Annotated in this window: 7 protein-coding genes; 6 read left to right on the top strand and 1 reads right to left on the bottom strand. The window is 61.8% G+C overall.

The window, feature by feature from the left end:
* Window positions 1-46: 46 nt before the first annotated feature.
* Window positions 47-898, bottom strand: a complete 852-nt coding sequence (locus KBC96_08810; GenBank protein ID MBP6964493.1) for a M55 family metallopeptidase — start codon at window positions 896-898, stop codon at window positions 47-49.
* Between the two features lie 160 nt (window positions 899-1,058).
* Between KBC96_08810 and KBC96_08805 the strand changes: the two genes are divergently transcribed.
* The 6 genes from KBC96_08805 to KBC96_08780 all read left to right on the top strand — a co-directional run.
* Complete coding sequence (locus KBC96_08805; GenBank protein MBP6964492.1) at window positions 1,059-2,495, top strand: sulfatase; 1,437 nt, start codon at window positions 1,059-1,061, stop codon at window positions 2,493-2,495.
* Window positions 2,496-2,583: 88 nt separating this feature from the next.
* Window positions 2,584-5,970 (top strand): hypothetical protein, encoded by a 3,387-nt coding sequence (locus KBC96_08800; GenBank protein ID MBP6964491.1) that lies wholly within the window; start codon window positions 2,584-2,586, stop codon window positions 5,968-5,970.
* 216 nt (window positions 5,971-6,186) lie between these two features.
* The gene (locus tag KBC96_08795) at window positions 6,187-8,946 is read left to right on the top strand and encodes a hypothetical protein (protein MBP6964490.1); all 2,760 of its coding nucleotides are present in this window, start codon (window positions 6,187-6,189) and stop codon (window positions 8,944-8,946) included.
* 165 nt (window positions 8,947-9,111) lie between these two features.
* The gene (locus KBC96_08790; protein MBP6964489.1) at window positions 9,112-10,032 is read left to right on the top strand and encodes a uroporphyrinogen decarboxylase; all 921 of its coding nucleotides are present in this window, start codon (window positions 9,112-9,114) and stop codon (window positions 10,030-10,032) included.
* A complete protein-coding gene (locus KBC96_08785) occupies window positions 10,029-11,360 on the top strand; it encodes an MFS transporter (protein MBP6964488.1) in 1,332 nt (443 codons plus the stop codon). The genes KBC96_08790 and KBC96_08785 overlap by 4 nt, the downstream gene beginning before the upstream one ends.
* A gap of 780 nt (window positions 11,361-12,140) precedes the next feature.
* On the top strand, window positions 12,141-13,203 hold a 1,063-nt coding region (locus KBC96_08780), incomplete at its 3' end, for a fibronectin type III domain-containing protein (GenBank protein MBP6964487.1).

Below are 13,203 nucleotides of genomic sequence, written 5' to 3'. Positions count from 1 at the left end.
CCTCCGGTCGTTTCGGGTTTCGAACTTCGTGCTTCGCGCATTCCGCTCACGGCAGCAGTTCCAGAGGGTTCTCGGTCACCTTTCTTATCGTGTACGCGTCCACGCGCTCCACGCCGGGTTTCTTCGCCCCTGAATCACAGAAATCGGAGCGGTTGTATTCGAGCGTGATCTCGAGGCGCTTCGGCGGGACGACCGGTTTCGCCTTGCCGATAAGCGACACGGCCTTGCGGGCGGCCTCACGGATTCGAGCGCGTGCCTCGCCGGCCGGAAGGCACTCGGCTTTGTTGCGGCCAATCGCCTTCTTGACGGGGGCCGTCTCGATCGTGCCGAAGAACCCCCTGGCCTCGGCACACAGTGCTTCGTCTCCACTCACCATCAGCACCGGGATGCCGAAGTGTCCGGCGACAGTGGCCCACATCTCGATCTCGCCGTACCGCTTGCCGTTGATCTTGTAGTGATGCCATGCTGTCGAGCTCATCGTGTGGTCGAGGAAGGCGTTCAGCGTTCCCGCCATCGCATGAGCGCCGACGATGACGGTCCCGTCGAACGTCTCATTCATCCCCGCCCACCACTTCTTGACCTCACGCGGGTCCTGAACCGCGCGCTTGTCGAGCATGCCGGCAATGAAGTTCTTCCCGGTAGAGTGGCCGTCCAGCACCCAGACCTCGTCGGCCCCGCCGGCAAACGCGCCCTCGACCGCCGCGTTCACGTCGCCCATAAGAAGCTCGCAACATTCCTTGAACCGCGCTCCATCGCGCTGGATCATCTCGTAAGAGCTGATCCCGGTGATTCCTTCCATGTCCGTGTTGATGTAGATCCTGACCCTGCCGTCCGAGTCGGCCGCCGATGCGGCGCACACTGCGGCGATCACGATGATGACCAGTATGATGATTCGCATATCGCTTCCTCCGTTACAACCGATGTTCGGGCGATCCGACCGCTAATCCTGCAGGAAACGGCATGACGTCGGTCTAAGGTTACATCACACTGAACCTTCTCTCCGCCTGTCCGTCATACGTCCTATGTGCCTCATTCGTCCCATCAAGTAGGAGACTGCCATGCTGAAAGATAAGCCGACCAGACGGGAGTTTCTCACCCGCGGAGCCACCGCGCTCGCGGGCCTGACGATGCTCGGCGGACTGCCCGGAGTTGCATCGTGCGCCAAGGACCCGCAGAAGAAGCCGAACGTGGTCTTCATCTTCGCCGACCAGTTCCGCAACTGCTCGCTCGGATGCATGGGCGCCGCCGAGGTGAAGACCCCGCACTTCGACGAGCTGGCATCGCAGGGGATGCTCTTCACCGATGCCGTCAGCGGCTATCCGCTCTGCACTCCCTATCGCGCGATGCTGCTCACCGCGCGCTACGGCACCTCGACCGGCATGGTGTCCAACGAGATCGAGCTCCCGAGTGGCGAAGTCACCATCGCCGAGACGTTCAAGCAACAGGGCTACAAGACCGGCTTCATCGGCAAGTGGCATCTGGAGAAGAACCACGATCCCTTCGTCCCGAAGGAACACCGTCACGGCTTCGACTTCTGGGCCTCCCGCAACCTCGGGGGCGAGTACTTCGACAGCTTCTACTGCGCCGACACTCCCGATCAGATTCCGATCCCCGGCTATGAGATGGACGGCCAGACCGACATCGCGATCGACTTCATGAAGAAGAACACGCAGTCACCGTTCTTTCTCATGCTGGCGTGGAGAGCCCCGCATCCTCCGATCGGCGCGCCCGCGAAATACGAGAAGATGTACGACGCCGCCAGACTCACCCAGCGCCCGAACGTTCCCAAGGATATGGACCTGCGCGCCGACCTGGTGAAGTACTACGGCATGATCACCAACCTCGACGACAACATGGGCCGGATCATGAAGGCGCTCGATGATATGGGGATCGCGGACGACACGATCATCTGCTTCTCCAGCGACCACGGCGACATGTTCGGCAGCCAGGGACTCAGGGGCAAGAACGTCCCGTATGAGGAGAGCATCAATGTGCCGTTCATCATGCGCTACCCGCGGGCGATCAAACCGGGGCAGAAGACGGATTGCATGATCAACAGCGTAGACGTTATGCCGACGTTGCTCTCGATGTGCGGTGTGCCGATCCCCAGGGGCGTCCAGGGCCACGATCTCTCGCCGGTAATCCTGGGCAAGGACGACAATAAGCCGGAAGCCGTGCTGCTCCAGCGCATCATCGATGGCGGCAACAAGGCCAACGCGGAGTGGCGGGGAGTCCGAACGGCGCAGTATACGTATGCCAGGACTCGCGAGAAGGCATGGCTGCTCTTCGACAACGAGAAGGATCCGTACCAGAAGAACAACCTGGTCAACAAGCCCGAGTACAAGGCGGTACAGGACAAGCTCGAGGCGCAGCTACAGGCGATGATGAAGAAGATCGGCGACAAGTTGGAGCCGTCCGAGGTATACATCGAGCGGTTCAGGCCTCAGATGGGCAAGCGCTGGTTCAGGAACAAGCGAGCCCCGCTCGAGCAGTGACTGTCAACTGCTGCAACCTACACATGAAGGTTTGATTCCCACGTTCGCCTAATCGAACACTAGCAAGCCGCGTCCGGAGGAGCCTGCCATGCCCAAAGCCCTGCTGCTGGTCGTTCTGTTGCTCGTCGTCAGCACATGCTGCGCATCCGGCAAGCGGCTCGATGTGCTCCTGGTCTCCGAGCGCTTCCCGGGCACCGATGCCGTCTTTGTCGGCACGCTCAGGTCGGCCCTCGAATCGCGGGGATACGTCGTCAAGTCGCTGCGAGCGGAGGATTTGTCGGACCTGTCTGACACATCGGAGCAGTCCGGCCGACTGCTGCTCCTCCCCAACTCGGCATGCTTCCCGGCGGATTCCATGTCGGCACTCGAGGCGTATCTGGCGGCGAACGGCAATATCCTCACCATCGGCGGGCCTCCGTTCTCGCGCCAGGTCGTAAAGCTGGGTGATGAGTGGCTCACTCAGGAAATGCTTCTCGATAGGCTGACCACGATGCCGCCCGGCGCGACCATCCTCGACTTCGACCGATTCACTCCGTCGGACGACTACCGCGATACCGGCGACCAGGACACGAAGACCGAGGTCCGCGTCGTGCCGTGCGACGTCGAGGGCCAGGACTCCGCGATGGAGGTGAACATCGGGAGTTGCAGGTACTGGGAGTTCCAGGACATTCCGCTTAGCGGGCAGTTCGCGCCCGGCGATACCGTCACCACCTTCTGGGCGAAGGGTTCCGACAACGCGCGCAAGCTGATTGTCGCCTGGATCGACTCCGACGGCGGTCGGTGGAACACCTCTATTGACCTGACGACCTCCTGGAAACGCTACGCGATCACAGGCAACCGCTTCAAGCACTGGCGTGGTCCCGGCGGACCGGACGACCGCATCGACGTGAGCAATGTCACCAAGTTCAAGGTCGGCTTCGAGAACCACGACCTTAGGGATCGCAATCAGCCCGCGACCTTCTGGATCACCGATATCCGCTCGATGGCGAATCCCGCCGGCAACCCCGACTTCACCCAGCCGACCATCGAGACGCTGAGTCCTGCTTACAAGACCTATTCCACCGATGCGGCCGCGCTCGTCCCGACCTTCGGCTCCTACGAGGTCACCGGCGCTCCGGCTCTCACCGGGCCGATGCACGTGGTCTGCTCGCTTCCGCGCTATCGGGGGCTCGGCTTCGACCGGGAGACCCCCCGCCGTTGGATTCCGGTCCTCGCGGCGACGAAGGCTGATGGGCATATCGGTGGAGCGGCGAGTGCTCTCTACGTGCTCGACGACAAGGAGCACAAGGGCGCCGTCTGGGCGACCTTCGGCATCGAGGATGCAGACTACCTGGCAACTCACCGATCGGAAGTCGCCTGCGAGACTGCATCGCTGGTCGGCCGCATCGACGGCGGGCTCTACATGCTCTCGGCGGGAGTGGACAAGGCCTCGTACTTCGAGGGCAAGCCATTCGCGGGCGCAACGGTGCTCAACCTCGGCGGCTATTCCGGCTCGGTGGGGATCGAGTGCGCTATCACGATCGACCCTGAGTACGGCAAGAGCTTCGACACCGACGTGCGCATGGAGAGGAAGACCTTCAACCTGGACGACAAGCGCACGATCTGCGAGCTTGGTCCGACCGAGGCCTTCGCCCCCGGATTCTACGTCGCCGAGGTTTCGATGCTCCGTGACGGCAAGCTTATCGACTCCATCCGCCAGCCGTTCTCGATAGTCGAGTCGAAGCCCGCGGACAGGTCGGAACTGGTGACCATCGAGGGCGACCAGTTCATCTACAAGGGCAAGCCGTGGTTCTCGCTCGGCATCAACTACCGGCCCGTCTACGTTGCCTCGATGGAGGAGGGGATGTTCTGGACCCACTGGTGCCATCCGACGCAGTACGACGCCGAGATAGTCGAGATGGAACTCGATCTCATGAATGAGATCGGCCTGAACACCGTGGCGCTGATCCTGACCGAGAGCCCCGACGTCGCGCCCGGATTCGTGGACTTCATGGAGCGCGCGCACCGGCACGGGCTGAAGTGCCACGTTTTCGTCCCCGGCCTCTATCCGACTAACCTGAGTCCCGAGAGCGCCCTGAAGGCGATCAGGCAGACCCGCCTGTGGGAGCGCCCGGCGATGTTCGCCTACGATGTCGCCTGGGAGGTGCGAGTCGGCAACGAGGAGAAGCGCCAGGTTCATGATCCCATCTGGAAGCGCTGGATCGAGGACCGCTACGGGAGCGTCGAGAACGCCGAGAAGGACTGGGGATTCCCCCTGCGCAGGGGCGATAACGGGAACGTCCACGGCCCGACCAACCAGCAGATCAGTGAGAACGGTCCGTGGAACAGGATGGTCGCAGCCTACCGCCGGTTCTGGGACGACGAGCTCAGCCGCCGGTACATGGACATCCGCAAGGTCGTCGAGAGCGTCGATCCATACCACCCGATCAGCGCGCGGAGCGGATTCGGGGGCACCGGGACGATGGCCGGGTATGCCCTCCCGTTGATGCCGGTCGACCTGTTATCCGGCGCGAAGCACTTCGACTACATCTCGCCCGAGGGCTACAATTTCAGCGGGGATCGCCGGTCCTTCCGCGAGGGCGGCTTCACTACGCTATACGGCAAGTTCGTCAGCGGCGGGAAGCCGATCTACTGGGCCGAGCTTGGCTACACGGCCGACTTGCACCCCGGTCCGGAGAAGCTCGAGGAGCAGCGCGACTACTACAAGAAGATCTACGAGACTTTTTACGAAACCCGGTCCGCCGGCTCCGCCGCCTGGTGGTGGCCCGGGTACCTGATCTGGGAGGGCAGCGACTACTCGATCATCAACCCCGACTTCACCATGCGCCCGTCGGCCCATGAGTTCACGAAGATGGCAGAGAGAGCTTCGACGCCCTATCCGCAGAGGAAGCCCGACTACTGGATCGAGATCGACCGCGATCTCTATGCGGTCGGATACGCCGGAATGCTCTCGGACAAGCGTGCGGAGTACGGGAAGGCGGTCAGCGATGGCAAGACCGTCGGACTGCGCACGAAGGGTACCGGCACCGACTCCGCCAACTTCCCGAGGATCGCGATCGGGAACACGCCGCTCGACGGCATCAAGCCGCCTAAGTACCTGAACGGCGAGTTCAACGCTCTCGAGGTCCGGGATTCCCGTGGCAAGTGGGTCAGTCTGAAGGACGGTGATGCGATCGAGGTCAAGGCCGGTCAGCCGGTCTACGCTCGCGCCTCGATGGGCAACACCGCCGAGGCAAAGTGGCTCGCCCCGAAGCCCGGTCGTCCCGGTGGTGTTCATCTGCAGGCGAAGGTTGGGGACCACACCGTCCTTGGCCCTATCAGAGAGGACACACCGTTCCTCTTGGACGCCGAGGTGCCTCGGTTCGCGCTTACGGACGGCATCACGTCGCAGGTGCGGGTGAGCTTCCAACTCGTTGTCGATGGTATCGTCTTCGGCGAGAAGCGATATGTCACACTGGTATCGGTATCGCCATAGAACCGCTCAGTCCTGAGTGCGTCCTTCCGGACGTGTATCGAAGGACGGTCAGGTCCAGCCATGCCGCCCTTCCATACCATGCTACCCATCACTCAGGGCTGAGGGATTTCATCTGCCGGCACTCTCATTGACAACCTGCCCCCGCAACGCTATCATGTCACCACTGCTTGATCGCATTGGATTACGCCTTCTGCAAGGCGATGGAGGTATCACCAGGTGCGTCTGTCCACGCCGTCACTCGCTTTGGCCGCTGTTCTCACCGCTACCTGTGTGTTCGCAGAACCGTCTATCCGAATCCGCAACAACTACGATTTTCCATATAAAGGCCCGGTGGTCTTCAGCGCCGCCGTGCGCGACGGGGTCTATGAGGGCAGAGGCGCCAAGGGCGCCGTCAGTCGCGGCAAGGCCCGCATCCTGGCCGACGTTCCCGCCCGTTCGTCGGTCACCCTTGACTGGAACAGTTCCGAGCCGAGGCTCTCCGGGTTTACCATGTTCTCCAGGGATGCGGGAGTGGACTATGGGCTCGTCGTCATCCCCGGCCGCGAGGGTCAAGCCTCGCAGGTGCCTTCGGCGTTCAGCAACCCGATCACGACCCTTAGCTCGCCTCACGGCATAGTGGACAGGATAGATCGGGTCAACGGATACCGTCTCGTGGTGGACTTCACGGCCTGCGGCGACTCCTCGGCCGACGTAGACGTGACCGTGACTCGCGTCGGCGACGGACCGGCAGATGCCTATATCGCCTTCGTGCGGCGCGTCACCATGCCGCAGATGGATGGCGTGAGAATGCGCTGGAACGGCATCGTGATAGAGGGCACCGATCTGCCTGCGGAAGGCGACCGCATCACGGCTCTTGGCCACGGCGTTGACTGGCTCTCCTGGAAGTCCCATGGAAGGTCCTTCGTCGCCACCAGCAAGTTCACACCCGGCTATACGTACCAGAACAGCGTCGGCCGGTGGGCGCTGGCGAACTACTTCTACGCTCGCGAGCAGGTCGTCCGCGATCGAGACCACCTCTATCTCATCACGGAGATCGCCGGCCCTAACCCCGCTCAGGAGGGCAAAGGCTCGATGGCGGTGAGGACGTATGCGCCGCCCGCCATCGGTGAGCCGGTCGAGCTCGGCTACCGGTTTGCCGTCTGCCAGTCGCCGACGAAGGGCTGGGAGGACAGCCAGTTCCTGGCCTATGCCGGATACCGCCATGTGACCGAATCCGCAGACAAGGTTGCTGTTGACCTGGGGGTGCCTTACGTCGAATTCGGTACGAGCTACTTCCCGTACTCGACCATGACCGAGAACTTCGACTACTACCGGACCGCCGGCCTGGACCGCGAGGGCTGGTGGCCGTTCTCGCCTCAGATGTGGGAGAAGTGGCGGCAGTTCGAGCCGCAGATGAAGACCGACCTGCGCATCATCAAAGCGATGGGCTTCGACTGGGTTCGCCTCCACCACCTCGAACTGCTGGCCGGGATGGAGCGAAGAAACGCGATCGCGTTCCTTGATTTCTATATGGACGAGTGCCGCAAGCTTGGCCTCAAGGCGCTGATCGACACGTCCGGCTCGCCGGAATGGATGTCGTTTCTGGCAGGGCGGTACAAGGATGTCGTCAAGCGCATCGAGATGGACAACGAGATTCTCATCGTCGGAATCCGCCCGGGCGACGCGGAGCGATGGACCGCCTGCTACAACGCGATCAAGAAGGTCGCCCCGGACACCCAGGTCTTCCTCACAGGCGCCTGCAACCAGGGGCAGTTCGAGCGGCTGATCAGGCTAGGCGTGCCGTTCGACAGGGTGGGCTACCATAACTACAAGCATCGCGAGACCTTCAAGGAGGCGATCCCCTCGGTTGCGGTTGCCGTCGCCGGTCACGCATCCGAACTAGGCATGCAGCCGACACTAGGCGAGTTCAACTGGAAGTACCTGACGCATCTATCGCCCGAGGTCCGCGCCCGGGAGTTCAAGGATATCTACGGCAAGATGCTCGAGCCGCGCGCGATCCCCGAGTTCTTCCAGTTCCAGTGGCAGGAGACACTCTCAGTGAATCCGCGGCTGACCCGGCAGGGGCTCCGCCACTACGAGACGATCAACCTCGACCGCCGCCCCAAGTCGGAGGCCGTCGAGTTCATGAAGCTCGTACGCGAGCACTCACGGCCTGATTCTCCGATCCGTGTTCTGCCTATCAAGATCGGCGAGGTTACCTTCCGGAAGGGTAGGGCGGTTGCCGAATACACGATCGAGAACCGGACGGGCAGGCAGGTTGATGTCAGGCTCTCGGTTGAGTCGTTTCAGGGGGCGTCGGGCAGTGTCCCGGTCGGCAGCGTCAACATCATGTCGCGCCGGAGGGCGTCGGGGCTCATCGAGCTTCGGCTCGACCGTGATGCTCTGCCCGGCGCCTACCACTACTTCCTCAAGGCCGATTATCCCGGCGGCACGGCGTACGGGTGGGGGATTGCTTCAAACCCGGGCGTTCCGAAGTTCGACGCCCCGGTGCTCGCCGACAAGGTAGAGTACCCGCAGGGTGCCGATGTCGTGGCTGAGTTCGACTACAGCAAGCCGATCTGCATCGCGTTCGGTGTCGCCTGCCCGATCATCGAACTGGAGATGGCGTATCAGGCTCGAAATGCCCTCCAGAGCGCGATCGGTCGCGAGATCCGCCTCTGCAGCACCGACGACATTCCGAAGGGTTGGAGGGGCAACCTGATTCTCGTCGGCACGCCTCAGTCCAACCCGCTCATCGCTCAGTCCGGCGTCCAACTCCCGGCCGACAAGGGTGCGGTCGTGTTGCACGATTCCGGAAGGGGACGACAGTGGCTCGTCCTGGCGGGTCGGACTCCTGATGCGGCACAGGCCGCCGGGACCGATTTCGTCCTGCGGTTCTGGAAGAACGCGAGGGATTCCGCCGCCCGCGTATCCGGCCTGGAGCAGGGCGCCGCCCTGGGAAACAAGGCCGCGCCCGGAGACGTCAATCTGCCGTGAGTCTCATCCGTCCCATCGGTCTCATCAGTCCCATTCGGAGAAGACGCCGTGACCAAAGACCAACTCGAAACCCTGCGCAGGGCCGCAGCCGGCAAGATCGAGAAGCCGTGCGTCGCCCTGATCGTTGACAGCCCGTGGCTGCCGGGCTGGGCTGGCATCAGCGCTATGGAGTTCTTCATCGAGCCTGAGAAGTGGCTCGATGCGCATCTGAAGATGCTCGAGCGCTTCCCTGACGTGATCTTCGTGCCCGGCTTCTGGGTCGAGTACGGCATGGCCGCCGAGCCGTCGGGCTTCGGCTGTCGGGTCTCGTGGTGGAAGGACTCCCCGGCGTCCGTCTCGCACGCCATCGAGGATATCTCCCAGGTCGGCAAGCTCGAGATCCCGAATCCGAGGGTCCACGGCCTTATGCCGTTCATCCTGCACCTCCAGAGGTGGGCGCAGAGTCGTATCGAGCCGCTCGGCTACTCGATCCGAATGGTCGCCGCACGGGGACCCCTTGCGTTGGCGACGCACCTCTATGGGGTGACGGAGTTCCTCACCGAGATCAAGGTCGAGCCGGAAGCGTCTCACAAGATGCTCGACCTCTGCACCGAGACCGTCATCCGCTGGCTCAAGGCTCAGGCGGAGAACCTCCCCGATGTCGAGAGCATCCTGGTGCTCGACGATATCCCAGGCCTTCTCTCGCCGGCCGACTACGAGGAGTTCGCACACCCGTACCTGGAGCGCATCTTCGACGCGTTTCCGGGGATGCTCAAAGTCCATCACAATGACGCGTGCATCGTGCCTTTCGCCGAGCGGATGGCGGATTTGGGTATCGACATCCTCAACTTCAGCCACGAGTTCGACATCAGAGATGCTTACGCGAGGCTGCGTGATCGAGTGACGCTTATGGGCAACGTCCCGCCGCTAGGGGTGCTTGCCCGCGGGAAGCCTGAAGACGTGACGGAGTGGGCCAATCATTGTCTCGAGGCAGCCAACGGGCGGATCATCCTCTCGGCTGGCGGCGGCACATCCGGCGGGGCGCCCTCGGAGAACATAGACGCGCTCGTTGAGGCCGTGAGGGCCTGGGAAGGAAACCGACATTGAAGAAGACACGCCATCTCCGCTGGTACGTTCTCGGCCTGATTTTCCTCGCCACCGTCATCAACTACCTTGACCGCATGACGATCAACATATCCGCGCCCGTCATTGCCAAGCTCTACGGGCTGGACGACAATGCGATGGCTACGATCTTCGCCGCATTCCTGTGGGCATACACCATCGGCCCCAGCATCTCTGGGTGGCTCATGGATCGGGTCGGCTCTCGCAAGGGATACGTGCTCTCGATGACCGTGTGGTCTGTGGCCGGCGTGTTGACGGCATGGGCGGTCGTGATAGGTAACGGGCTGTCACGTATTCTGCCGGTGACCATGGCTTCGATAGTGCTCGGGTTCATTGCATGCAGGTTCGTTCTCGGGCTCGGTGAATCGGCGAACTGGCCCGTGGCCATCAAGACGATCTCCGAATGGTTTCCGGCGCGGGAGCGCTCATTCGCCATAGGCTGTTTCAACAGCGGCTCCTCGATCGGCGCCGTCGTAGCCCCCGGCCTCGTGGTCTGGCTGCTCGCCTACGGATGGCGGATGCCTTTCATCGTCGTCGGCCTTATCGGTTTCGTCTGGGTGCTCGGGTGGCTCGCCCTCTACAGGCCATTGCACGAGCATCCCAGGGTCACCGAGGAAGAACGCGACTACATACTGAGTCACCATGCTGCTGAGCGGGCTCCGGAGTCAGGCGAGAAGGTTCGCTGGCTCGACGTGATCGGGATCCGCCAGGTGCGCGGGGTCTTCCTCACTCGCTTCTTCATGGACCCGATATGGTGGTTCTACACGTTCTGGCTGCCTATGTACTTCGTGCAGGACCGGGGGGTGAATCTCAAGGAGATGGCGGTGTTCGCCACGCTGTCCTTTCTGGCGTCCGATTTCGGAAACCTCTTCGGTGGATGGGCCTCCAGCAGTCTCGTCAAACGGGGGTTCAGCATCAACCGGTCCAGGAAGACGGTCATGGTCCCCTGCGCCATCATGATGATGGTCGGCCTCGCCGTCCCGTTCGTGTCAGTCAACGCGGCGGTCGGGTTGATCGCCGTCGTGATGTTCTGCTATCAGAGCTGGTCGGTGAACATGATGACGATTCCGGCCGATGTGTTGCCCAAGAACGTCGTTGGCTCGGCCGCCGGCATTTCTCACATGGGAGCGGGGTTCGGCGGTCTGGCGATCACCTATGTGACCGGGTATCTTGCCGAGCGATTCGGTTCGTTCACCGGCCCGATCATGCTCATGGGAGCCATGCCGATCATCGGGATCACGTTCCTCTTCCTGGTGATCGGGAGAATCGCCGCCTACGAGAAACCTGTTGATTCCTCATCGCAGGGTAGATGACCTCGAACTGATGTTTCGACGTCACACCTGGCGATCGTCTGCCTTGGAGCTGACGGACTCGCGGCCATTCCATACCCCGGGGTCTCCTGCCTCAACCACGGCGTCGCGATACACGCATCGTCGGTTTCGGGGTGACGCGACAAAGCCCTCAACGTCAGCCCGTAGCAGTTCCGAGCGATTTCTCGACGCGTCGTCACTATTTGGACTGAAAAGCTTTACATTTGGGCGGTTTGTGGGTATAATGCAGGTGACTCGCATCACGATAGCACGCAACAAGTAGTGCGCGGTAGGTAGTGCTAAACTGGTGATGTACAAGGCTTGTTAGCGCTTGGTTGCCGATGCTCGCTTGTGCGATGCCTATCCAACTTACCTCTAGAAACTACGCTAATAGCGGGTATCAGTGGCGGCCGAGGAGCGGCGTGATTGCCGGAACGCCCGGTGAGCGGTGGTTCAACCGTGGGGAACTTCACTCGCGGACCGAACGTCATAGGTACTGGCCACAACTGGTACGAGTTACAGGTCGCTTGGTAGTTCATCTGCGGAATAAGCCCATCGTATGGGGACCGCGGTTCGGTTTGTTTGGGCCGCGACATCGGGGTAATATCACTGAAGCTTTCTCGTCCGATTCTGAGAGGAATCCGTGCGGTGCCGCCGCGCGGGTTTCGTCGTGTCCGCGGAGGAAGCTGGTCTACGATGACGGCAGTACCGCCCCGAGTCGCCTTGCGGCAGCAAGCGTGATGAATATACCGAACCGGAAGGCCTCTGCGAAGGGGGTACCGTATGTCATATCATGACCTCCGCGTTGCGCGGATCACGACCATATTCTCAGCGCTTGTGCTTCTGTCGCTGGGTCTGGTGTTTCTGTCTGCAGCCTCGCCTGCATCGGCTCAGAGCTTGACCCTCTCGGTGACGGAAGTCACGGATACCACCGTGTCGCTCTCCTGGGTCCTGACGATTCCTAGAGGCACTCTGAGTTACTATGAACTCATCTACGATGGCAACATCGTCAACGTTGGGACGGTCACGAGCTACAAAGTCACGGGGCTTCAGCCGAGCACGTTTTACTCCTTCAGACTGCGTGCCACTACGACTTCTGGTGTTTGCCCGATACAGCCGACCGTTCAGGTAGCTACCAAGCTGAACGCGCCTACGAATCTGGTCGGGACAGCGGTCTCGACGAGTCAGATCAACCTGAGTTGGGCGGACAACTCGACGAAGGAGACGGGATTCAAGGTGAGCCGGGGTACGAGCGCGTCCGGTCCCTGGACGACGGTAACCGTTGGGGCGAACGTGACTTCGTACTCGAACACGGGCCTCACCGCCGGCACGACATACTACTACCAGGTGTGCGCGACTAACTCGACTGGCGACTCTTCCTATGCAGCTACGAGCGCCACCACGCAGTCTGCGGTCACGAAGCCGAACGCTCCTACGAATCTGGTCGGGACAGCGGTCTCGACGAGCCAGATCAACCTGAGTTGGGCGGACAACTCTACGAACGAGACGGGATTCAAGCTGAACTGGGGGACGAGCGCGTCGGGCCCGTGGACGGCTGTCAATCTAGGGGCGAACGCGACTTCGTACTCGCACACGGGTCTTTCGGCCTCGACGACATACTACTACCAGGTGTGCGCGACTAACTCGGCTGGCGACTCGTCCTATGCAGCTACGAGCGCCACCACGCAGTCTGCGGTCACGAAGCCGAACGCTCCTACTAATCTGGTCGGGACAGCGGTCTCGACGAGCCAGATCAACCTGAGTTGGGCGGACAACTCTACGAACGAGACGGGATTCAAGCTGAACTGGGGGACGAGCGCGTCGGGCCCGTGGACGGCTGTCAATC

This window comes from Armatimonadota bacterium (genome assembly GCA_017993055.1).
Lineage (GTDB): Bacteria > Armatimonadota > UBA5829 > DTJY01 > DTJY01 > JAGONM01.
Note: the sequence above shows the minus strand (reverse complement) of the source record. Positions and strands in the feature narration are given on the sequence as shown.

What these genes read in the sequence shown, in the direction of transcription:
- KBC96_08810 (MBP6964493.1), bottom strand. Translation starts at nt 898, where the DNA reads ATGCGAATCATCATACTGGTCATCATCGTGATCGCCGCAGTGTGCGCC.
- KBC96_08805 (MBP6964492.1), top strand. Translation starts at nt 1,059, where the DNA reads ATGCTGAAAGATAAGCCGACCAGACGGGAGTTTCTCACCCGCGGAGCC.
- KBC96_08800 (MBP6964491.1), top strand. Translation starts at nt 2,584, where the DNA reads ATGCCCAAAGCCCTGCTGCTGGTCGTTCTGTTGCTCGTCGTCAGCACA.
- KBC96_08790 (MBP6964489.1), top strand. Translation starts at nt 9,112, where the DNA reads ATGGAGTTCTTCATCGAGCCTGAGAAGTGGCTCGATGCGCATCTGAAG.